General features: G+C 43.6%; 21 protein-coding genes. 14 read left to right on the top strand and 7 right to left on the bottom strand.

All coding sequences use genetic code 11. The annotated features are described in order from the left end of the window. Position 1 precedes the first annotated feature (1 nt). The 7 genes from ACR65H_RS09710 to ACR65H_RS09680 are packed head-to-tail and all read left to right on the top strand — an operon-like array spanning position 2 to position 4892. Positions 2-1831 (top strand): hypothetical protein, encoded by a 1830-nt coding sequence (locus ACR65H_RS09710; protein ID WP_440499990.1) that lies wholly within the window; start codon positions 2-4, stop codon positions 1829-1831. Positions 1832-1834: 3 nt separating this feature from the next. Beyond that, positions 1835-2428, top strand: coding sequence for a hypothetical protein (locus tag ACR65H_RS09705; protein ID WP_440499989.1), 594 nt, complete (start codon positions 1835-1837; stop codon positions 2426-2428). Next, entirely contained in the window at positions 2425-2772 is a 348-nt protein-coding gene (locus ACR65H_RS09700) for a hypothetical protein (RefSeq protein ID WP_440499988.1), read from the top strand. The genes ACR65H_RS09705 and ACR65H_RS09700 overlap by 4 nt, the downstream gene beginning before the upstream one ends. Beyond that, positions 2769-3437 carry a hypothetical protein gene (locus ACR65H_RS09695; RefSeq protein ID WP_440499987.1) on the top strand — a complete coding sequence of 223 codons (669 nt, stop codon included), beginning with the start codon at positions 2769-2771 and terminating at the stop codon, positions 3435-3437. The genes ACR65H_RS09700 and ACR65H_RS09695 overlap by 4 nt, the downstream gene beginning before the upstream one ends. Continuing rightward, positions 3425-3832, top strand: a complete 408-nt coding sequence (locus tag ACR65H_RS09690) for a hypothetical protein (protein WP_440499986.1) — start codon at positions 3425-3427, stop codon at positions 3830-3832. The genes ACR65H_RS09695 and ACR65H_RS09690 overlap by 13 nt, the downstream gene beginning before the upstream one ends. Positions 3833-3840: 8 nt before the next feature. After that, the gene (locus tag ACR65H_RS09685) at positions 3841-4242 is read left to right on the top strand and encodes a TadE/TadG family type IV pilus assembly protein (RefSeq protein WP_440499985.1); all 402 of its coding nucleotides are present in this window, start codon (positions 3841-3843) and stop codon (positions 4240-4242) included. After that, positions 4239-4892: a Tad domain-containing protein gene (locus tag ACR65H_RS09680; protein WP_440499984.1), complete on the top strand. Its 654-nt coding sequence runs from the start codon at positions 4239-4241 to the stop codon at positions 4890-4892. The genes ACR65H_RS09685 and ACR65H_RS09680 overlap by 4 nt, the downstream gene beginning before the upstream one ends. Positions 4893-4939: 47 nt before the next feature. On the opposite strand, the gene cypC is transcribed toward ACR65H_RS09680, so the two are convergent. Then, positions 4940-6175 carry a CYP152 family fatty-acid peroxygenase CypC gene (cypC, locus tag ACR65H_RS09675; RefSeq protein WP_440499983.1) on the bottom strand — a complete coding sequence of 412 codons (1236 nt, stop codon included), beginning with the start codon at positions 6173-6175 and terminating at the stop codon, positions 4940-4942. 229 nt (positions 6176-6404) lie between these two features. Here cypC and ACR65H_RS09670 point away from each other — a divergent pair, with 229 nt between their 5' ends. The 6 genes from ACR65H_RS09670 (at position 6405) to ACR65H_RS09645 (ending at position 13092) form a co-directional block, all read left to right on the top strand. Beyond that, the gene (locus ACR65H_RS09670) at positions 6405-7976 is read left to right on the top strand and encodes an ABC transporter substrate-binding protein (protein ID WP_440499982.1); all 1572 of its coding nucleotides are present in this window, start codon (positions 6405-6407) and stop codon (positions 7974-7976) included. Between the two features lie 89 nt (positions 7977-8065). After that, positions 8066-8983: an ABC transporter permease gene (locus tag ACR65H_RS09665; protein WP_440499981.1), complete on the top strand. Its 918-nt coding sequence runs from the start codon at positions 8066-8068 to the stop codon at positions 8981-8983. 13 nt (positions 8984-8996) lie between these two features. Then, the gene (locus ACR65H_RS09660) at positions 8997-9923 is read left to right on the top strand and encodes an ABC transporter permease (RefSeq protein ID WP_440499980.1); all 927 of its coding nucleotides are present in this window, start codon (positions 8997-8999) and stop codon (positions 9921-9923) included. A gap of 14 nt (positions 9924-9937) precedes the next feature. Continuing rightward, positions 9938-10927 carry an ABC transporter ATP-binding protein gene (locus ACR65H_RS09655; RefSeq protein WP_440499979.1) on the top strand — a complete coding sequence of 330 codons (990 nt, stop codon included), beginning with the start codon at positions 9938-9940 and terminating at the stop codon, positions 10925-10927. 1 nt (position 10928) lies between these two features. Then, positions 10929-11987 (top strand): ABC transporter ATP-binding protein, encoded by a 1059-nt coding sequence (locus tag ACR65H_RS09650; protein ID WP_440499978.1) that lies wholly within the window; start codon positions 10929-10931, stop codon positions 11985-11987. Beyond that, entirely contained in the window at positions 11956-13092 is a 1137-nt protein-coding gene (locus ACR65H_RS09645) for a M20 family metallopeptidase (RefSeq protein WP_440499977.1), read from the top strand. Before ACR65H_RS09650 ends, ACR65H_RS09645 begins: the two co-directional genes overlap by 32 nt. A 28-nt stretch (positions 13093-13120) precedes the next feature. Here ACR65H_RS09645 and ACR65H_RS09640 read toward each other — a convergent pair whose 3' ends face one another. Together ACR65H_RS09640 and ACR65H_RS09635 are read right to left on the bottom strand one after the other, a co-directional pair. Beyond that, complete coding sequence (locus ACR65H_RS09640) at positions 13121-13741, bottom strand: hypothetical protein (protein ID WP_440499976.1); 621 nt, start codon at positions 13739-13741, stop codon at positions 13121-13123. 118 nt (positions 13742-13859) lie between these two features. Next, positions 13860-14792, bottom strand: a complete 933-nt coding sequence (locus ACR65H_RS09635; RefSeq protein WP_440499975.1) for an LCP family glycopolymer transferase — start codon at positions 14790-14792, stop codon at positions 13860-13862. Positions 14793-14968: 176 nt separating this feature from the next. Here ACR65H_RS09635 and ACR65H_RS09630 point away from each other — a divergent pair, with 176 nt between their 5' ends. Beyond that, positions 14969-16471, top strand: coding sequence for a class I adenylate-forming enzyme family protein (locus tag ACR65H_RS09630; RefSeq protein WP_440499974.1), 1503 nt, complete (start codon positions 14969-14971; stop codon positions 16469-16471). Between the two features lie 71 nt (positions 16472-16542). Here the strand turns inward: ACR65H_RS09630 and ACR65H_RS09625 are convergent, their stop codons facing one another. The 4 genes from ACR65H_RS09625 to ACR65H_RS09610 all read right to left on the bottom strand — a co-directional run bounded on the left by ACR65H_RS09625 (position 16543) and on the right by ACR65H_RS09610 (position 23290). Beyond that, positions 16543-17688 (bottom strand): polysaccharide deacetylase family protein, encoded by a 1146-nt coding sequence (locus ACR65H_RS09625; RefSeq protein ID WP_440499973.1) that lies wholly within the window; start codon positions 17686-17688, stop codon positions 16543-16545. 92 nt (positions 17689-17780) lie between these two features. Next, on the bottom strand, positions 17781-20096 hold the full coding sequence (locus ACR65H_RS09620) for an S-layer homology domain-containing protein (RefSeq protein ID WP_440499972.1): 2316 nt from the start codon (positions 20094-20096) through the stop codon (positions 17781-17783). A gap of 17 nt (positions 20097-20113) precedes the next feature. After that, complete coding sequence (locus ACR65H_RS09615; RefSeq protein WP_440499971.1) at positions 20114-21568, bottom strand: S-layer homology domain-containing protein; 1455 nt, start codon at positions 21566-21568, stop codon at positions 20114-20116. Positions 21569-21634: 66 nt separating this feature from the next. Next, positions 21635-23290 (bottom strand): hypothetical protein, encoded by a 1656-nt coding sequence (locus ACR65H_RS09610; RefSeq protein WP_440499970.1) that lies wholly within the window; start codon positions 23288-23290, stop codon positions 21635-21637. Positions 23291-23322: the final 32 nt, after the last annotated feature.

The following is a 23322-nucleotide window of genomic DNA, read 5'->3' as shown; positions in this document are numbered from 1 at the left end:
CTTGAATAGTAGACGGATAAGGAGATTCTACGCCATATTCATGCTGACAATCATCTTGTCATGGACAGTATTGCCTGGAATAGCAATGGCAGACTGGTTGAAAGCTGGAAAAGCAATTGATATTACAGAACCGATTACCGGGGGCGAGCCAATCACGGGTGTTCAGCCTATGACAGTCGGCGAATTCATGGCCCCTGGAGAGGTCTACAAATATGGCAACTCATTTGAGGGCAACTTTACTCTAACTTCTGGGACGATCATCGTTCCTATAACCGCACAGAACAATGGATTATTTTTGATTCCTAGTACATTGAACGGTACAGAATACGGTGAATTCCTAAAAGCAGGAGATAACATTTCGGGAGGACAGACGCCGACTGACGGGCAAGTTCCAAACTTTAACGGAAAACCCCCTGCAACCGGAGAAGTGGTGAGCGGCGGTGAAGGCCCGAATGGAGGGAACTCCGGCAACTCTGGTGACAATATAACTGGCGGGAACGGTCCAAACGGCGGTAATGGTCCTTCCGGAGGCGATGGTCCAAACGGCGGTAACGCTGGAACCGGCGGCAACGGTCCGGAAGGAGGCAATGGCCCGAACAGCGGTGATGGTCCCAATGGAGGAGATGGCTCCACCGGAGGCGACGGTCCAAATGGTGGTAACGGTCCGAATAACGGAGACGGTTCTAACGGAGGCGACGGTCCGAATGGCGGAGACGGTTCTACTGGAGGCGACGGTCCAAACGGCGGGGAAGGCTCGACGGGAGGCGACGGCCCGAATGGAGGAGATGGATCCACCGGAGGCGACGGCCTGAATGGCGGAGACGGTTCCACTGGTGGTAACGGTCCGAATGGTGGAGACGGTTCTACAGGAGGAGATGGCCCGAACGGAAATGGATCCACTGAAGGCAACGGTCCGAACAGTGGTGACAGTTCAGGTGACGGAACAGATTCATCTGGCGGTTCAACTGGTTCGGGTGACGGGACTTCCGGTAATTCGACAGGTGGAGGTCCTACTAGAGAAAATGCCCCTCCGGATAGCGAGGAAAAAAGTCTTGCAGAGCATGCCAAGTCTTTAAATAGTTATCAAAAAAGTTTTTTTAAAGCTTTAGATGGTACGTTATCGATGATTGCAGGATTCAAGATTACAGATTTGAAAACGCACAAGGGAAATCGAAATCTGTATCGCGTTAATGGAAAGGCCCAAATTCTAAAAGGCGACAATCGTTTTAGCAAATGGGTGAATAAGCGGTACTCTGATTATCTTAACTCATTTGACAATAGGAAAGACGTCATCATCGGTAATAACGATGGAGTATATAAGCCTCGGGATGGTAAAGAGATCAAGAAGAAACACATAAGTGGATTCATGAAGGAAATCGGATCACCAAAAAAGATTGTTAATGATGTCAAATCATATTTTAAGAACAACTGGGTGCCGAACAAAGATTTCTTCAAAATGAAGACAATTATGAAAGGCAATGGCATATTGAATGTTGCATTAAGTGTCACCAGCAATCTTTCTCAAGGTAAGACAGGTACCTCTTTGGCAGCTGGTATAACAAAGGACGTTATCGTAGGGGCTGCTACAACAGCAGTTAGTGCTGCTGCCGGTGTAGGAGCTGCAGCTCTATCTGGAGCTGCGTTTGGAAGTGTTGTTCCAGGACTAGGTACGGTAGTAGGGGTCGGAGCGGGACTTGCATTTGGATTACTTACCCAAACGAATACGGGCAAAAAGATTACAGGTGCAATCGAAGCAGGTGCAAAGAAGGTATTCGACGGAGCAGTAAATATGGGGAAAAGCTTGTTTAAGAAGTTCGGTTGGGGGTCATAGGGAATGGGAAATCCGTTCAAGGCAATGATAATGGGATACTTTCTTCCACTACTAGCGGCATCGATTGTAATATTTATACCAGATTACGATAGCAATGCACTAGTATGGACTATAGCGATTTTTGTTATATTGCTAACGATGCCAATACTATTATCATTCCGATTCCCGACCAATAGGGAGAAAGCGTATAAATTGACACTCACGTATCAATTGTACGCTTTCACCTTCTTTTTCGCATTCCCATTGCTCAGAGTGTTGCAGGATCATATTGTAATTCAATTACTTTTAATTGGTGTATTTGTCGGCATGTACTTTGTAGCACGTATTGATCAACGATCAGAGATTCCAGTCGTTTACCCTGATTCGGACAAGGTGAAGTGGATCGCCTACCCTTTTTATACAATACCTTTCGTGCTTGCAATTCTTGGAGTAGGGGGTAATATTTCGGCAATCAGGATTTTATTCGATTACTTTGGTACAACTACAATGATGCCTTATTTTTCTACCATTATTTATCTGTTTTCATGTTGGCTCATGTTTCTATTTAGCTCACTTGCCTATAAGTCCCATGTAAAGGAAGGGTATTTGGAAAAATGAAATATATACAAGTTCTCGGCATTGTAACATTGGCAATGATTGTATTCAGCTTCATTATGGTTCTCGCTATTCCGAACTTTTTGGTTCATTCGACGGTTGTCATGATTTTTTCATACGGATTATTAGGGTATTTGACTAGGTCATTTCATTTTCCATACTTTTCTGCTTATATGTTGGCATGCGCATTAGTTGTTTTTAATACCCTGTTTTCTCAATTCTTTTATGGCCTTCCAATGTTGTTTGAACCGGATATTGCGCTGTTTAGTTTTGTGAATGCGACTGCAATTGCAATAGCGAGTGTGTTCGTTTTTAGGAAGGTAGAAGCAAGGAGGGCTCATAGTTGAGAGAGGCTGCATTTTATTACAATGAACAGCTACTAAAGATTATCGGGTACGGTATTTTGGTGATGGTTCCGGTTTGGCTGGTTTTCTCCAATTATAGCTTAACCTTGTTATCTGTCGATTGGGGCGGAAGGGAAAGCCTCGTTAACCTATTGTTGAATATCCTGCTATTTGCTATTTTCGTACATCCATTGTACTTACTATATAAAAAAGTAAGTGTGGATGAAGAAATGGAATTTAAGGAAATGGTGAAAAGCTTTGTTTGGTCGATTGGACCGATTTTAGTAGTAGGCATTTTAATTTCTGCTTTGGTGTATGGTGGTATTTTCGCATTTTATATTCCGGGGTTTGTAATTGCCCCGCTGTTGTTCATATTGCCTTTCATGTATCAGCACGATACTTCATTACACAATTGGATAAAGACATCCATTGAATTTTACCTAAACAATTTTGCGCAAGTATGGATTCAAATCATCATTTGGTCATGTTTTACTACATTATTATGGTTTGGCGTACTTTATATCACTTCTTTCTTGGAAATGAATTATGTTGCATTCAACGTAACAAGGCTGGTGTTTTCATTAGTGGTTTTTCCTTTTGTAGTATTCTCTTTATCTGAAAAACTACTAAGCATGACTGAAGAGGTGGAAGAAGAATGGGCGAACTGACATTTAAAAAGACAAATACTGCGATTGCTGTTTTGTTGACAAATGTGACAATGGGCGTATATTTGCCGTATTGGTTCATTTCAAGGAGAGATTCGATCAGCCAACTTGGAAAAGTGCAACTGAATTACAACTGGTTAAAATTCCTGTTTGTCATGTATGCGTTTCTCGCATTCTATTTTGTCATCGGAGGCGCATTCCTGACTGAGATGGGTGTTGATTTTATGGATACATTCAATATTATCATCACATTCATCGGACTTGGCATTACATATTATTCTGTGTTTCGTGTTGCAGAGGCGATTGAAGAGAAAGCCGGGGAAGAGATTTTCAACCGTGTGCTTTTGATTTTATTTCACATCTGGTATTTGCAATACAAAATCAACAGATATGAGTGATTGAAGGGGTGTTTACGCTGAAAAAATTCAAATCCATCCGCAATGAAAGAGGATCGATGAGCATCGAGTTCATAGGCATTCTCCCTTTTTATTTCCTGTTTTTCCTATTGCTTTGGCAAGTCGTCGCTTCGGGTTATGCGGTGCTCAGTTTGAAATCCGCTGCGAATGATGGGGCGCAAGTGTATGCATTGACGGGCAGTGAGATCAAAGCGAGGGAAGCTGTAAACGAATCGATCGGCAATAGCAGCTTGCTTACAAATGCGACTGTCACTGTCTCTTCCGGTGGGAACGGCCTTTTCGACTTGAAAATTTCAGCGAAGCATCCTCTAGTGTTCATCCCTGAAAAGTGGAAGACGACAATGTCTGTTGCGATTGACTCCAAAGCTGCAGGCAAGGTGATGCTCGAATGAAGCATTTGAATAATGAACGGGGCAACGGACTAGTTTATATGCTTTGGATCATGGTCGTATCGATCGCCATCTGCGTCATCGTCTTGAACATTGCGAAAGTTTATGCCGTGAAGCAACAGGCGGCAAATGCTACACAATTGGCTGCACTTGCCGGAACATCTGTATTGGTGAACGCCGCGAAGGATGCGATAGAGGAATTTGACTTGCAGTTCGATGCTGAGGATGTGAAATTGCAATTAGAAGTAGACGATGGAAAATCTATTGGTGTTCTTGTTGACGAAAAGGCAGAAGAGTATCAGAATAATGGGCTGGCAAAGGATATTGCATATATCAATGCTATGAATGATATTCTGACGCCAAGGATGGCCGCATATGGTCTGTTAAAATCCAAGATGGATATTCATGTAGGTGGAGTCCATGGAAAGTTCAAACAGACGGTACGCGACGTAGTTGAGAAAAACGGCGGCAACGAGGATCGGATTGTAGTTACCTTCACAACTGACTTCCGTGTAGAAGTGGAAGCAGACGTAACATATGAATCGATTACAGACAGTACCGAGCAATACATCAAAAAGATGACAGATGAAGTACCTCAAAAAGGTTATGGCCCGTCATTAAAGTTTTTACAAGGTGTATCGACCGGTGGATGAAAAAGATGAAGGAAAACATTACATTTTCCCTCATCTTTTTTAATTTGCTAGTTAATTTTAATAACCATGCGACTTGCCGGAAGTGTCGGCATGCGGACAAGATCGATTGACAAATCCTGGTCTTCAACGACTGTATAATCAAGTTCATTTACAAGAAATGAAAGACTTGCTTTCATAATCGCGACGGTTATATCCTCGCCTGGACAACGGTGTCCCCGCGCAGGATCTCCACCGCCTTGCGGAACAAAGTTATAAAGTGTCACTTTCTCCTCGAAAAAGCGCTCTGGCCTGAACACCTCAGGATTCTTCCAACTCTTCGGATCGTGATTTGTTCCGTACATATCGACAAGCACCGTATCGCCTTTCGAGAATTGGCATCCTTTCCATTCAAAATCATGGCGGACCATCGCACCTAGAAAAGGTGTAAAAGGGTAGTAGCGTCGAACTTCCTGAGCAAACGCCTCAAAATAATTATCATCTGCTCCATTCAACCTTTCACGGAATTGTGGATATTCATGCAGAGCGAGTGCTTCGAATACAATGAACCGGGCAACCGCCACGATTGGACGCAGGACACTGATCAATTCGACCGCTGCAATTTGCGCATCCAGCAACTGCCCATTCTCGTCACGGTGAGTAGCAATAACTTCTAGCGCGTCATTGGCACCGGTGACTGCCCCCGAACGAAACTCCTCAATTAGTGAACGGATCCAGTCTTCAGTCCGTTTCCGTGCATTCCGCCCTTCCCGATATCTTGGTCCGACTCCACCAAATGCGTCAATCATTGCTCCTAAGTCATAGGCTCTTTGTGACACTTCCGACTCTTTCAGCGGAACACCCGCCCATAAACAAGCGACCTTACAGAGGACCTCCTCGGCTTCATCGAATAAAACGATATTCTGCCCGTTTCTCCACTGCCTTGTACGTGATCTCCATTGCTCGAGCGTCAATTCATGCACTCGCTTTATTGCATTGTCCGTCATAAGCGATAAAAACATCAATTTCCGAACTTGATGCGCCGTTCCATCGAGCGTCTGCACACCGCCTTCCCCGAACAACGATTTCTGTATCCGCTTCGGAACAGCACCTGACCGTTGGAACCGCGAAGCATCATACATTAATTCCACTGCATCCGGACCTGTCATACAAATCATCTTTTTCCCCATCAATCTCGTCTCAAAAATATCGCTTCCAAGTTCATCAAAACGATTCCGCATAAAATGATACCCTTCCGTCAGTAAATCGAAAGTATGATCAAGGCCTTTGTCTATAGGTATTGACATTCAAATTTCCAACTCCTATTCACACTGTGATGATGTAAATATTCCCTGTTTTATGAGTTGTTAACATTGAAAACAATGTATTGATGCTTAAATACTAGTCAGAAATGATTAATTCATCAAACTCATTTTTATATTCTAAAAACATATTGTGTTTCGATGTAACTTCATTTAAGATTGTTAATAATTATTCACGAAAAAGTGAATTAATAGTTTACTAGGGGGGCAGAGGATGAAAAAAAGAAATCTACTATTTTTCGCAGGCACGCTTGTAATGATGCTACTTTTAGCTGCGTGCAGTGGTGGGGGAGAAAGTTCGACCGACGGTGGAAGCGGAGATTCATCCGCAGGAAAGAGCGATGATAATCGTACGTTAACGATTGCAATGGGGTCGGATATTGTAAGTTTTGATATCCACAATCATAACAATACATCGACAGAAGCAGTTCACGACAATATGTTCAACTATCTTTTCAAGAGGGATGATAACAACGTCATCCAACCGGAATTGGTGGATACATTTGAACAGTTGGATGAATTGACGGTACAAATGAAATTGAAGGAGGGCGTGAAATTTCATAATGGTGATCCGCTCACTTCTGAAGACGTCAAATTCACTCTTGAGCGTGTTGCAACAGACGATACATTGAAGGAATATCCGAACTATAAGCAAATTAAACAAGTCGATATTGTAGATGAATTAACTTTCAATGTTGTGACGCATGCTCCTGAGCCATCTTTGTTCCATAGATTATCAAGATTAGGCTCTGGAATGCTTCCAAAGAATTATATTGAGGAAAATGGCTGGGATCACTTCCTTTCTAATCCAGTTGGAACAGGTCCATATAAATTCAAAGAGTGGATTCGGGACGACCGGATCGTAATGGTTCCTTTTGAAGATTATTACGAAGGAAAAGAAGATGAGTGGGACGAGGTTGTCTTCCGCGTCATTCCAGAAAACTCTACAAGGGTTTCCGAGCTATTGACAGGAGGAGTCGACATCGCTGTCAACGTTCCACCTAGTGATTGGGATCGTGTAGATAAAAATGACGGTACGTCAATGAAGAAACAAACTTCGAACCGTACGATTATGTTGATTCTACGTGCGACAGAGGGCTATCCGACTGCTGATGTCCGAGTTCGTCAGGCGATTGATTATGCCATCGATGATGGTTCGCTTGCTGAGCATGCATTGAAGGGAGGCGGAATTCCGACGCGAACACGGGTTGGCCCTGGAAACTTCGGACATAACCCTAAATTATATGACACCTATAATTATGACCTCGATAAAGCGAAATCGCTTCTTGCAGAAGCGGGCTATCCGGACGGTTTTGAAATGACTTTGCATTCGCCTCGCGGGCGTTATTTGCAAGATGCCGAAGTAACTGAAATGATTGCTGGCATGCTTTCACAAGCAGGCATTAAAGTTAACATCGAATTCATGGAATGGAGCAATTTCGTTGAAATGCGAACCGCTAAGAAGAATAAAGATGCATATCTTCTTGGTTTAGGCAACTCCATGTTCGATGGTGCCTATTCAGTTGACTGGTATCGTGCAGAACGTTTCGAAGGAGAAACTGATTATAAGAACGATGAAATTGAGGAATTGCTAAACGCATCGGCAACAAATATGAATCCTGATGAACGTGAAGCACAAATCCAAAAAATTGAGGAAATCGCGGCAGAGGATGTGCCACATGTCCAGCTTTACCAAGAAACAATTAACACTGGGGTGAGCGACCGAATTGAATTCAATCCTACTCAGGATGAAATGATTTACGTTCCGAAAATCAAACGGAAATAAAACCTGATTGCCTGGGCCGGGGAGAAAATTTCCTGGCCCATGTATTTTATTATGGCGACACGTCATGTAATCGAATAAAGGAGGCCACTATGATTAAATTTCTTCTGAAACGGATTCTTGAATTCATACCCGTTCTGCTGATCATCTCATTCATTGTCTTTTCGCTTGTTTTCGTAGCGGGAAATCCTGTGGCCTTAATGCTTCCAGAGGATGCGAGTCAGGAGGACATTGAACAATTGACGATAGCGTTAGGGCTTGATCAGCCGTTTATCGTCCAATATGGCAAGTATATGTTAGGTCTAGTTCAAGGGGATTTCGGAAAATCATTCAGATACAATACGGATGCTTTACCGTTAGTACTTGAACGATTGCCAGCCACATTGGAATTGGCGGCGGCTTCTATGATTATTGCTATCATCATAGCAATTCCACTTGGCATATGGTCTGCAACAAAGAAAAACTCTTCGTTGGATCTACTTGCTACGGGTGGTGCTGTAATTGGTAAAGCAATGCCAAACTTTTGGCTTGGAATCATGCTTATATTGTTGTTCTCTGTCACTCTTGGATGGTTTCCCGTATCGGGTAGAGGAACAATCGCGCATTTGATACTGCCCGCAATCACACTTGGAACTGGGATTGCAGCAGAAATGACGAGACTTATCCGATCTAGCATGGTGGAAATCTTAAGCCAGGATTATGTAAGAACCGCAAAAAGTAAAGGGCTTCGCGATTTCTTTGTTGTCTATAAACATGCTTTCAGAAACTCTCTCATTCCAGTAGTCACGATTACTGCCTTGCAAACGTCAACACTAGTTGGTGGGGCATTAATTACCGAGACGGTATTTTCTTGGCCAGGTCTTGGCCAGCTCCTCATTCAGGCTGTAAATACGAGAGACATGGCAATCGTGCAGGCGAGCGTTTTCATTATCGCTATACTAGTTATCTTTATGAATCTATTAGCAGATGTTGTCTATCGAATTTTGGATCCGCGGATCAAGTACAGTTAAGGAGGGTTTTCAAATGTCTGCAAATCTACAATCACATGCTGCGGAAAGCCATGCCGGTGTACTAAAAAGCAAAAAGGAGAATATACTTGTCCGGTGGACGAAACTGCTCTTAAAAAGCAAGACAGGAACAGTAGGTTTTATTATTGTCTTGTTTGTATGTTTAGTGGCGACATTCGCTAATTTCTTGGCTCCGCATGATCCTGCTGCCATTAATCCCGCCAAAATGTTAAAGCCCCCGTCCTGGTTGGAGGGTGGAGAAAAGGCACATCTTCTAGGCACAGATAATCTCGGCCGGGATATATTAAGCAGAATCATCTACGGATCGAGGGTCTCCTTGCTCGTAGGCATTGCATCGGTTATCCTTGCGGGAATCATCGGTATCGTCGTTGGCCTAGCATCAGGGTATTATGGCGGCTGGTTGGATACAATCCTCATGAGAATTGTGGATTCCTTCCTATCCATTCCCAATATTTTGTTCGCATTGGTTTTCTTGGCAGTCTTCGGACCGAGCGTACCGACACTCATCATCGTTCTCGGAGTGACGAACTGGGTCGCATACGCCAGGATTGTGAGGGGAGAAACGCTTTCCATAAAGGAAAGGGAATTTGTAAGGGCAGCACGTTCAATTGGAGTGCGCAACGTCAAGATTATTAGTCGTCATGTGCTTCCAAACGTCATATCCTCATTTATTGTCATATCGACATTGAGTGTAGCGACAACAATTATATTAGAAGCTTCTTTGAGTTTCCTAGGACTAGGCGTTCAACCTCCAACCGTTTCATGGGGAGGGATCTTAAGCGATGGGCGTGACTATCTTGCGACAAGCTGGTGGTTGGCAACGTTCCCTGGGGTTGCCATTACAATTACTGTTTTAGGAATTATTTTCTTAGGCGATTGGCTCCGAGACGTGTTGGATCCACGTTCGCAAAGCAGAGGTTAAGGAGGTGCAGTGAGATGAAGACAGGAACAGCAATATTGGATGTGGATAATCTACATACCTATTTCAGGACAGAGCATGGTGTCATACCTTCTGTAAATGGGGTGTCTTTTGAAGTAAGGGAAGGTGAAACGCTTGCTATCGTAGGTGAGTCCGGATCGGGTAAGAGTGTCACTTCGCTTTCCATTATGGGATTGATTGATTCACCTGGAAAAGTGGAGAAAGGGAGCATTCTTTTTGAAGGCAAAAATTTAACGACACTCGGAAAAAAAGAGTATCGAAAGTTGAGAGGCAATGAGATAGCTATGATATTCCAAGAACCCCTTTCTTCTTTAAATCCTTTATTCACTATAGGGAACCAATTATCCGAGTCTATTAAATTGCACCAGAAAGTAGACAAAAAAACAGCAAAAGTGAAAAGCATTGAAATGCTTCGCCATGTCGGTATCCCACGTGCGGAGAAAGTTTTCAATTCTTTTCCACACGTATTAAGTGGCGGTATGAGGCAACGCGTCATGATTGCTATGGCTCTATCATGCAATCCGAAATTATTAATTGCGGATGAACCGACAACAGCATTGGATGTAACGATTCAAGCACAAATATTGGAGCTAATGAAGAAACTGGCAAAAGAAAACAGTACGGCTATCCTCTTGATCACACATGATCTTGGCGTTGTCGCCGAAATGGCGGATAAAGTCGTTGTTATGTATGCAGGCCAAGTTGTAGAGCATACAGACGTTTATACATTATTCAGCAATCCAAAACATCCTTACACAAAAGGTCTGCTCAATAGTACTCCGAAATTTCATGAAACAGAAGAGGTTCTTGCCTCCATTACTGGAACGGTCCCGACACCGTCAAATATGCCGAAAGGATGCAAGTTTCATCCGCGTTGTCCGTTTGCGACCGACTTATGTTCATTAAAGGAGCCGGTATTGAAAGAAGTCGCTTATGAGCATAAAGTTAGATGCTGGTTGTATGAGGAAAAGGAGGATGCTATTTAATATGATGACGAGCATAGAACATCCGCCTTTATTGACAGTCGAAGGATTGAAAAAGCATTTTGAGCTATCGGAGGGCTTCGGCAAAAAGAAGCTGCTGAAAGCTGTTGATGGAATCGATTTTACCGTCGTTGAGGGTGAAACGTTAGGAATCGTCGGCGAGTCGGGCTGTGGAAAGTCAACAACCGGAAATTTACTGATCAATTTGCTCGAAAAGACGGAAGGCAAAATCATCTTCAACGGAAAAGATATGGACAGCCTTTCGAAAGAAGAGGTTCGGAAATCACGTGCCGACATACAAATGATCTTCCAAGATCCGTTTTCTTCATTGAACCCGCGTATGAGGGTCGTAGATATTATCGGAGAACCGTTAAAAACTCACACGAACATGAAGAGAAATGAAATCCGCGAAGAAGTTTTTAGGCTGATGGATGCTGTGGGGCTCGACAGGACGTATGGAAAACGGTTTCCGCATGAATTCAGCGGCGGGCAACGGCAACGTATTGGAATTGCTCGTGCGATTGCATTGCGCCCTAAATTAATTATTTGTGATGAACCAGTCTCCGCTTTGGACGTCTCTATACAAGCACAGATTTTAAATCTTTTGATTAAACTGCAAAAGGAATATAAGTTAACATTTATTTTTATTGCCCACGGCTTGCCTGCAGTTAAATATATAAGCGATCGGATTGCCGTCATGTATTTAGGGAAAATAGTAGAAATTACTACGAAAGCACAACTCTTTACTAAACCAATGCATCCCTACACGGTTAGCCTTGTTTCTGCAGTGCCGCTTCCTGATCCTTACATTAGGGATCGGGAAAGGGTGATTCTTGAAGGAGATATCCCAAGTAATGTGGATATCCCGGCAGGCTGCAGGTTTCGGACAAGATGTCCCTATGCGGAGAAAAAATGTGAATTAGTTGAACCGGAACTGATGGAATTGGAAGCCGGACATTTCGCGGCTTGCCATTTCCCGTTGAACACGGATGCCTCTACTGTACAGACGGGGGAAGAAGGGATGGGAAATCATGAAGGAATTTTTGCAAACGAAACAAACTGAGATGCTTTCACTATTAGAGAAGCTTGTCAATATCGATTCCGGCTCAAATCACAAAACAGGAATTGATAAAGTGGGTGGAATATTAAAAGAGGCTTATGAAGAATTAGGTTTTGCTGTCGAGGTCATTGAAGAGGCTGAAAACGGGAATAACATGGTGATTACGTATCAAGGCAGCGAAAGCCCAACAATGCTAGCTGTTGCACATATGGATACAGTTTTCCGGAACGGGACAGCGAGTGAAAGGCCGTTTACGATCGAAGGAGACCGAGCGTATGGACCTGGTGTTATTGATATGAAAGCGAGCCAAGTATCACTTCTATATGCACTTAAGGCACTGAAGAAAAATAACCAAGGTGCTCTTGAAAAGGTACAAATTGTCTTAAATGGTGATGAAGAAATCGGCTCGCATACATCAAGACCAATCATTGAGAAATATGCAGAGGGGAAAAAATACGCACTAATTATGGAGCCGGCAAGGAAGGATGGTTCACTCGTAACCGCACGTCGTGGAGCAGGTCGTTATTCCGTTTATGTGACTGGAAAAGGCGCACACTCAGGCATTGAACCGCAAAATGGCATTAGTGCAATTGAAGAGCTTGCCCACAAAATCATCAAATTACACGCATTGACTAATCACGAAGAAGGGATTAGTGTAAGCGTCGGTTTAATTGAAGGAGGGGAGTCAGTCAATACGATTGCTCCGTCAGCAGCTGCCCATGTGGATGTGCGAATCACATATGCGGAACAAGCGGAAGTGATTGATCGAAAGGTAAGGGAGATATGTGCATCATCGGATGTTGCTGGCACGACAATCAAGCTGGAAGGCGGCATTAATCGCCCTCCAATGGTGAAAAACGAGCAAACGATTCAGTTCCTTGAACTTATTAAGGAGACGGGTGACGAGTTAGGAATCACAATAACTGATGTTGCAACAGGCGGAGGATCAGATGCCTCTTTCACTTCAGCAATGGGAGTTTCAACGATAGACGGTTTAGGTCCTGTTGGCGGAAACGCACATAGTGTAGATGAGTATTTAGAAATTCCTACCCTAGTAGAAAGAACGAACTTACTAGCAGAAGTGATTCGTAAACTTGCAAATAAATAATGAAAAAAGAGGTTCCCGACAATCAATGTCAGGGAGCCTCTTCAACTTTCTCATAAATCCCTTCATTTACATAATAAAAGAAATTATCATCAGACATGAGCAATCTCAATTCAGTATCACCTTCAACGCTGTTTACAGTACCGTAAATGAGCAATTGACCGTTTTCAGGTGAGAAAAAGTAATCAGCATCACCTTCTGGATTCCTATAATGGTCACCTTTAAATTTACTGCTGATTTCGTTAAGGTCTTCTTCATCTGCATCTACTGCTATAAATGTCAGCTTTTCATCGAAGTAACCGACCGTCATGCCGAGAGCAGGGTAGTAATGATATGTGTCTGCATCTCCCATTGGCTCTTCCTCCAAGATTTCCGGATCTCCCCATATCGCCTGTGCATCTGATGGTGAATCGCCCAAAGTCAGTCCATACACTACTAAATTGTCATCATCCATATTAAAGATGGGCGGCTTATTTTCCGCGCCAATATTTTGGTTGGTGTCTTCTTCATCTTGACCTTCTTCGTCCTGCACTTCTTCTTCAACTTCTAATTCATCTTCCTCAGTGATTGGCGTTTGTTCAGTTTTTTCTTTTGAACAACCGGCAACAAGTAGTATTGAAGCTAGCAATAAAAACCATAGCGTACGCTTCATTTATATACCTCCTTCAATAAAGATATAGGAACCAGGTTCTAATAAGATTATCCAATACCTCCGCCGGCTTATCAAACAAAACTAAAAAAGCAGCCCGTCATGATTGCGGGCTGCAATGTCAATTCATTTCCAAATGGGTCCTCAACTCGTTCTTCACATCTTCAAGCTCATCGGAATCCGTCATATAATACCAAATACCATCCATCCGTATCCCTTCGCCTTTCTCAAATCGTATCTGTTCGACAGACTTTGCGGCGTCCCGGTAGTTTTTTTGTACGTCAACCATTTCATCGAACGTCATATTTGTTCTTACATTATTGCCGATTGCCTCAAAAATACTTTTATATTTCAACAAACTCGAGAGCGTCGCACCTTTTTGTAAAATACCTTGAATGACTTGTTTTTGCCTGTCTTGCCGTCCGAAATCTCCTCGTGGGTCATCCATTCGCATGCGGACAAAAACGAGTGCTTCCTCTCCATTCAATGAAAGTTCACCTTTTGGAAATGAATACTGATCGACATTAAATTCGAGCGAATTCGTGACAGATACTCCACCGACAGCATCAATGATTTCCTTGAAGCTTTCCATATTCACTTGGACAACATAGTCGATCGGAATGTCGAGAAAATGCTCTACAGTCGCTAATGACATTTCGATGCCGCCAAATGCATAGGCATGATTCAGTTTATCTTCGAACCCCATCCCGACAATCTCACTATATGTATCCCGCGGGATGCTCAGCATTTTCGTGGATTGAATGGTTGGATTGACGGTCAGGACAATCATCGTGTCGGAACGGCCTTTGTCTCCCTCTCTTTCGTCCACACCTAATATGAGAACGGAGAAGGGGTCTTTTTCTTGAATGATGATTGGGTCCTCCCGTTTTTCGGAGAAAGTACGCTCAATTGGCTCATGGATCTCTTTCGCCGTTTCCGTCAATTCATTCACGAAAAACAGAGCGTAGCAAACGATGATGACAAAAAGAAGACAGACAATCCCTCCCAACCAAAATAAAAGCTTTCTATACGTTTTTTTCTTCACTTTCGTCATTTATCTCTCCCGCCGCTCTTTTAGAATAAATAGAAATGCTTCTTAGCAGTTTACGCGGAGAATAAAAGAAATAGACACTTGCGACGTTGTCGGAATATTAACTATATATATTGTAATCTGAAATATCACTTGCTAGAATATGAATTAGACAGTGAAAAGTAAAGGGGAGATTGTCCATGTTCATGACGGAAGTGTTGGGGGAATACGCAAAAAGTCAACCGGATAAAATTTTCACGGTATATAACGGCAGAGAGTGGACGTATAGCGAGTTTTATGAGAATGCGAAGAAAGTGGCGGGGCATTTCCAAGCGGAGGGGTACGAAAAAGGGGATATTATCGCACTTTATGCGTTGAATTCCGACCTCTTTCTCGTCAGTTATTTTGGCATTCAATTGGGCGGGTTTACCGTCATGCCTGTCAATACGAAATTGACCCCGAGAGAAGTGGAATACATTTACAACCATTCAGAGGCAAAAGCGATTATTTATGATAAAAGATTGGAAGACAGCGTCCAACAGTCGAAGCATCCGTTCAAAGAAAAATTATCGATCGGGGGAGAAGGGGATATCGATCGATTGCTCGCAAGTGATGCTAAAGCGTATGAGCCTGTAACATTGAACGGGGAAGATACAACAGTCGTCATGTATACGTCCGGGACGACGGGCAAGCCGAAAGGGGTCATGCTGACGCATCAAAACATCATTTCGACCGCAGAAATTTGGTCGGAAGCAATGTCAATTACAGAAGCCGACAGGATGATTATTTCAACGCCGCTATTTCATTGCGCAGCCTCCCATGTGTTCATGATTCCTGTAACGTATAAAGGTGGGACGGTCATTATCGAGGAAGCCTTTTCGCCGAAAGGAACGCTTGATTTATTGCAAAAAACAGCGCCAACGATGTTTTTCGGTGTTCCGGCGATGTATACCATTATGTTGAACTTGCCGGAAATAAAAGACTTGGACCTTTCATCATTACGACTGTTCTGCTACGGAGCCGCACCGATGCCGTATGAAATGGTGAAAAAGCTGAAAGAAACATTCCCGAATGTGAAAGTGCAAAATCTGTATGGACAAACGGAGAATTCGCCAGCAGCTTCGACGTTGAAAGATCATTTGGCGCTCGACAAAATCGGCTCAGTCGGAGAAGCATTGCCACAAACTGAAATCCAAGTTGTCGATGAATTCGGAGAACCGCTTCCGACGGGTCAAGTCGGGGAAATTGTCATGCGTGGTCCTCAAGTGATGAAAGGCTATTTAAAAGACGAGGAAGAAACGAAAAGGACGATTAAAGGTGGCTGGCTTTATACAGGTGATCTAGGCAAGCTGGATGAAGACGGGCTTCTCTATATCGTTGATCGGAAGAAAGATATGATTATCCGCGGTGGGGAAAACGTCTATCCTGTGGAAGTGGAAGAAGTGCTATATCAAATTCCAGGACTGTTCGAAGCGGCAGTCGTAGGCGTTCCGCATGAAGTGCTAGGTGAAGTTCCGAAAGCGTACGTCGTCGTAAAAGATGGAGCGACCCTCACTGAGGCAGACGTAATCAGCTATTGCTCAAAAAATCTAGCGAAATATAAAGTCCCTGTAGACATCGAATTTTTGGCTGAACTTCCGAGGAATGCGTCAGGAAAAGTGTTGAAGCATACATTGCGTTCCAACGTACACTCCACAATATAATAAAGGGGCCCCTTTTTAAGTCAAGGGGCTCCTCTAATTTCAAAAACGCATAATAGTCGTGTCTATATCTTTTACATTCCTTTCAATTTATCCGCGAAGTCCTTCAAACTCATATTCGAATGGACGCGCTGCCGGTTCAGTGCATAAATCGAATCGCCACGATGGACATTGCCTTCCTCGATTGTGAAAGCGATGGAGATGCCGGCATCTTTCAACGCTTGGACGGCTTGAGGGCTATTTTTTCCGTATGGATATGCGTGCGCTCGCACTTTATGACCGCCCAATATTTCTTCGATCGCATCATTCGCTTCTTTCAGGTCCGCACCGATGGAATAGCGGGATTCCGACTGCATATAGCTCAAGCCGGTACGAGAATTGAACATATGGAAAGAATGTGTATGATTTTCATAGGAATATACGTCTGTTGTCTTTTGCAGATCATATTCGGAAACCATTCCTGGCTTGCCGATTCTGCTTGTGATCAGAAAAGAAGTCGCCTTGAGTCCGTTGCGCTTCAGAATAGGATAACCCAATTCGATTGTTGATTCATAGCCGTCATCAAATGTAATGAGGACGGATTTTTCGGGGAGATTGAGCTTGCCTTGCACCCATAATTCCAATTGCCTCGGCGTAATTGTTGTCCAATTGTTCTTCTTCAAATAAGCCATCTGCTCCTCGAAGTTCTTCACTTCCAGTACGGATACATTATCGCTCAGTTTGACTCTCGTCAAATCATGGTACATAAGTACAGGAATTCCTGAGTCAATCTCGATATCCTTCTTTTCAATATAAGCCGTCTTTCCACCGAAATTGATTGGATAATAATTGCCTTGAGCCCGTTGAAGGTGAATGGTCAGATTTGGCTGCAACTGTCCGATCGCCTTTGCCTTCTTGTTGGGTGAGTTCAAAATCGGGACATGCTTTTTCGTATTTGCCCGGACAGGATAGGCACCTTTCAAAGAACCATAGCTATCTTTGACGGCCTTCGCACGCTTCTTTGAAAACATTACTTCATCGCCGCCGATAACCGTGTGATAATAACGGTCCGTTTCCTTCACGATGGAAGTGGAAGTGCCTTTCATGAAAACTGCGACTTTCTGTGATTGGTTATAAACTGGTGTCGTTTCTGTGATGTTGACGGTTTGTACGCTTCCCGCTTCTGGCAACAAAGGAAACGCCAGCACGAATAGAAACGTCAACCAAAAAACTCTCTTCAAAATTCTTACTCCCTTTCATTTCCCAGCCCGATGATGAACATGGAAAAACCTTTGTGAACAAGTTATCTTGTCCACAAAGGTTTCATGCACAATCATCTAGGTACGATATTCACAGTCCGTGCTGCGCCGATCTGTTTACCATCACGGTCATATGCTAGGAACTGTGCTTCTTTATAATATTGAATATTTTCCATTTCATTAATGCCTCGGATGAATCGATAATTGTTCTGTCCTCGATGTACCAATTCATAATCGATATACCCTTTTGTCGATTCAAATCGGACGATGACTTTTGCAATTTCACCGCAAGTCTCGCGGATATCCGTCTCCATGAAAACGTCGTTCGCTGTAATCTTCACGGAAGGAGATACGAATATTTGGCTTGCTGATGAACATGTCGGCAGCTTTACACCACAAGTGATTTCATCCAAAATCGATTGATAGACGAGTCCAAGGTCGATGCTGTCTGATATGTGGTAATAAGATCCGCCTGTATCAGCTGCGATTTTTTTAAGAAGTGCAGTGTTCAAATTCTTCTCATTGCCTAGTCCGACTGTGAATACTGTGATGTCCTTCGATTTTGCTAAAGCTAACGCGGTAGCAATCTGTTTCTCGCTCGACTTGCCGTCCGTCAATAAAATCGCAACTTTTCTGCCGCTGCTATTCATTCTGTTGAATGCATCTGTCATCCCGGCGCCGATATTTGTCCCGCCATTTTCACGGACTCGGTAAATTTGCGATTGTACACGTACCCAATTGCCTTTTTCAAGATATTGCGCCGAGGAGTTAAAAGCGGTCGCGACATTGCTTGATGCTTGCAAGCTTCCAATCAGTTCTTCTGTTTTCGATACTCTTAACCGATTCCGATCATTCTTCTTCATGCTTCCGGAAGAATCAATGATAAACGCCATTTCAGGCATTTCCGCAGTACAGCTCGGATTGATACGTAACCTTGCATCATGCGACACTTCTATACTATGGCTTTCATTCAAGACCCCGATCAGTTCGTTAGGATATCGCGAATCCGATGGAATCGCTTCGGCGATAATTATGTCCCGCGTAGGCTGTGCCGTTTGGATAGCAGATACAGAAGTTGTTGCAACACCATTCCAGAAAGAGACGGTGTCAGATGAAAAACGTAATCCACCTGTTGAACGGAAATGCACTTTTCCGTTAAAGTTACGAACAATTTCCCCACCCGGCAAAGCAACAGTTGCCCGGATAGTAGTCCGTTTCTCGTAAATCGGTGTGCCATCGTTTTCAGATCCGATATACACATCATAGGTTCCTGCATTTTCCAATCGCACTTCCGCTTTCGGAACATAAGATAAATCCACATGAACCGATTTCGTCAAACAAGCTGTATTTCCAAATGCATCCCGATCCAACACTTCAAATGTGAGTGTGTCATTTAAGTAGGTTTTAGAAGGGGGTGCAGTCACTTTAACTGTAATATCAGGTCCATCAGTTCCACTAATGATGGAAGTCCGCCCTCTATTATAATAGTTATTTGATTTTTGATCGTAATAATATTCTCCGTCTAATGCTGCACCTGCACTCGATGTAACTCGCACAGACATTGACCGATCGTACGGTATCGTTTCCCCGTTGCAACCTCTAAAGGAAACAGTGACATATGTCGAATCGACGCCATTCGCAATCAATTCACTTTTCTCCACGTCAATCTCCGCTGTTTCAATCGGATTGAACACGACAGGCGGTTTCGTTTGCCCGCCTGGAGCAGGGAAGTAAACCGTTCCATCGTCCTTGAAGTTTTGTGGAAGTGGATAACTGCCATTATCGCTTCCCGACGCTTTTTTCTTCAATCCGATAAGGTCGGATGACCCCGTTTTCGAAAGACGATGCAAAAGTTCTACAGCTTCTGCGCGTGTGAGGGATTCATTCGGACTAAAATCCTTGAACGTATTTTTTCCGGTCCGGCCGGTTGCCAAGTCTTCTGAGTACAAATAATAGACGGCCTGTGCTTCGCTTAGGTCATATCCGTTGAAAGCTGCGATGATTCGTGCTGCCGTTCCTTTTTTTACCGCCCAATCCCGTGCGAACGTCCTTGAGACGCCTTCGAGAGGCATATGTTTACCTGCTAAATAGCGATAGTTACCGCTCGATTTATGTTCACCCTTATTGGCAGGGAAGGCGTCCGGCGACGTGGTATCGAACCGTACGAGCATCATGACGAGCTGAGCTTCTGTAATCGGCTTATCAGGTGCAAATGTGCCGTCCGGATAGCCGCTCGTCAATTTTTGTGAATACGCCCAATCGACGGATTCGAACGCCCAATGTCCGGGCTTCACGTCCTTGAATGGGCTAGCGGCTTCGGTCGCTGCAGGTGGCAATGTAAGAATCATCACTACCGCCAGCAGTAAAGCCAATATCTGTTTCCATTTCATCCAATTCCCCGCCTTTCTTAATTAAAAAACAGGATGTCGTCCCGGTAATTTTGCTGCAGATCGTTTTCAAGGAATTGAAGGAAACGGTCTGTCAATGCCGCTGCTTGGGCACGTGTCAACGGTTGTTGCGGGTTGAAACGGTTGTATTCATCCCCTGACACGAGTCCGAGTTCCGTGGCGACGTAGACACTGTCTTTCGCCCAATCCGAGATTTTATGATCGTCCTTGTAATGAGTACGGAAGCCGGGGCTCGGTGCGCGGCCTTCCATCCCTAAGGCCCGAACGAGAATTGCGACTGCTTGCACACGTGTTAATGGTGCGTCCGGATTGAACTTATCTGGAGTGACCCCAGTTGTAATTCCTTTTTCCACAGCGCTTTCGATATATAAATAATCTGGGTCTTTCACATTTAAATCACTGAAAATCGGCTTCTTCGGCGTTTTCTTTTTGCTTTTAGGCTCTTCAAGAACGCGGATGTCGACAGCTTTCAATATGCCAACTGTATATTGATATCGTTTCATCGGTGTGTTTGGTGAGAAAAATTGCGTTGATTCATCAAATACACCAAGGGAATAGAGCTTTTCGATATGATCTTTCGCCCAATGTTTATTCAAATCACGGAACTTCGGAACGATGAGTCGCTCAATCTTCGGCGTACGCTCCTGATTCAAATGGATTGTCCCGGTTCCGCGCCCAAATGGAAGATTATACGTATACTCGCCAATCATATTCGATTCGCTGACAACAGCGTGTCCGCCTGTGAAGCTCGAAAGGGAAGGATCATGCGGTTCGTACTGCAACAATCGGCTTTTGCTGTCGGATACTTTGCTCGTCACAAACCCTGATTGACCGTTCGACTTTACAATTTCATAGTCAATCAATTGTGTTTCAGTAGCTCCCCAGAAATTTTCATAGCCCATATCTCTACCAGTGAAATGAACAGTGATCAAGTCTTCGGTCTTCGAGGAACCTTCCTTGACTTTATAAATTTTTCTTCCAACGACATTGCCGGAATAATAATCGGAAGCAGGGCGGTTATCAATGACAGTACCTTGCGAAAATTGGTAGTCGTCAAGCGTATATGTCGTTTTATTCGGCAAGGTGATTTTTTCGGAATAGCTTTTTATGGAGCCATTCGATGTCGTCTGTCCTTTATCTTCACGCTTTTCAAGATCGGCGACATAGACAACGCTCCTAGTTAACTTCTCACCTTTGCTACCAGTCAATGTGAATTTATACGTTGAAGAAATCGTTCCTTTATTCTCTTTTTCAGTGATTGTCGCTTTTCCGGAAAAGCGGATGGGATCTCCTGTTAAAAAGAACACTTCTTCATATGTATACTCGTTCGCGACACCGCCGTTATAATCTGGCGGTTTCGCTTCCGCCCTCGGTACGAGGAGGATGAGGGAGATGAGAAAGGCACACGCAAACGCCAAACGCCGATTCAATTTTTTGTGGGAATTAATAAACATAATTTTTTCGATCCGCCCTTTTCATAGAATCGGAAGCGGCCAATAGAGAGCCGCTTCCATTCATTATTAATCAACTAAAATGATACGTCCCTTTACGGTCGATTCATGCAAAATATATAATCTATCATTTGCTTTCAATTCTTTTGCAGAAATGACTTTACCATTTCGAATGATTGTCGCTTGTTCGATGTCCATCCGGTAAATGCTTCCTACTTCTTTCCAAGCCATTTGCTGCCAGCGACTTACATTACGGACGTTGATGACGCTCGGGTAAGTTGTAGAGACACTTTCCAGCCTGCCAACTGATACCATCGGGGCGGCTGTATATTGCCATAGCCTATTTTCTATTAAATGCAATGCGACGACATCGCCGTTCTTCACATAGAAATAGCCGTATCTGCCTGTCTCAAATTTCAAGTCCATTTTCGGAATGAGGCTCAAGACAGAATTGTTCTTATCTTCAACAGCGACGGTGTCATTGCTGAACGAGAAGGAAGCGCCAGATGCATACGTCCATCCATTGTTCTTCAACTCGTACGCATTGCCAATCGTCAATCCGTAATCGCTAACGGATGAAATTGATCCGAAATAGATTTGATGATCGATGAGGTTCGGACTATCCAAACCGTCATTCGCAATATGGATTACATTTGCGTAACGGCTTTTATTCAATCCGTCCGTCAGAACGAAAGCAGTGCCTGCTGCCTGCAATACTGCTGGGTCGACCAGTCGCCCGTTTCGGATGAGGATCGTTCCATCATGATATTTGAAAATGCCGGATTGGCGGAGGCCGATTTCCTTTTTCTTCGTATTGACGGAGGCTAAAGGTTCATTGAATGTACGCTCGTTCTCTTTTTGGATTACCATTCGTTCAATGACTTCCTTGCCGAATTGCTTAATTGTGACAAAATGGATTTCTTGGCCGGCATAGTAGCGAAGCCGGTCAGAACGGATCGGTTCATTGCCGACGTAGATCGGCGTCTTTGTCGAATACGTATAACTGCTTGTGCTCTTATATGTATGATCTCGCCAATGCCAGTTCTCGAAAACCTTTTCGTCTTTTAATAGAAGTTTATGATTCGTCTGGTCGATCCTTTGGATAGTGCCTTTATACAATCCTTCAATTTTAATGCCTTGTTCGATGATTTCGACGGTACTTAACCGGTTCGTATTATATTCCGGCAACGTAAGTTTAACGCGGTCACCTTCGAAAAGGACGCTCAAATCCTTTAACGTAGTCCCTTTAAAAAATTCAGTCCGGTTTGAAATGAAATATGTACTTTCTCTTCCATCATCGAGTTTAACGGAAATGAATTTTCCGCTACGGTCAATTTGTGTAACTGTCGCAGTAATCACTTTGTCGCGTTCGTTAATGACAGCTGATTGTGTACCGGTTTTTCCGTGCATCGCTTTCACGCGGCGCAAATTGACGTCTGCTTCAATCTCCATTCCAAGTTTGAATGCCTCGATTTTTACGGGGCGGGAATCAATCGTCAACTTTGCGAACGAATCGATATTCAGTGTGATTTCCCGTCCTTGATCATTCCGGATCGTCACATCTTTCAATCTTCGTTCTGTTTTGTCTTTATCAAGTTGGACTTCGTCATATGTTACTCCTACAAATGTCCCCTTAACAGGAGCGTTTGCTTTTACTTCGCTAATTGGCGCTAGCCCTGCTATGAAAAGAAAGATAACAATGTAGAAAGAAAACTTTTTAAGCACTATGCCACCTCCAGATTAAGTATCTTTAGTCT

It is taken from the genome of Sporosarcina sp. SAFN-015 (genome assembly GCF_059415085.1).
The sequence above is the reverse complement of the archived record's forward strand: the minus strand, read 5'-3'. Positions and strand labels throughout refer to the sequence as shown.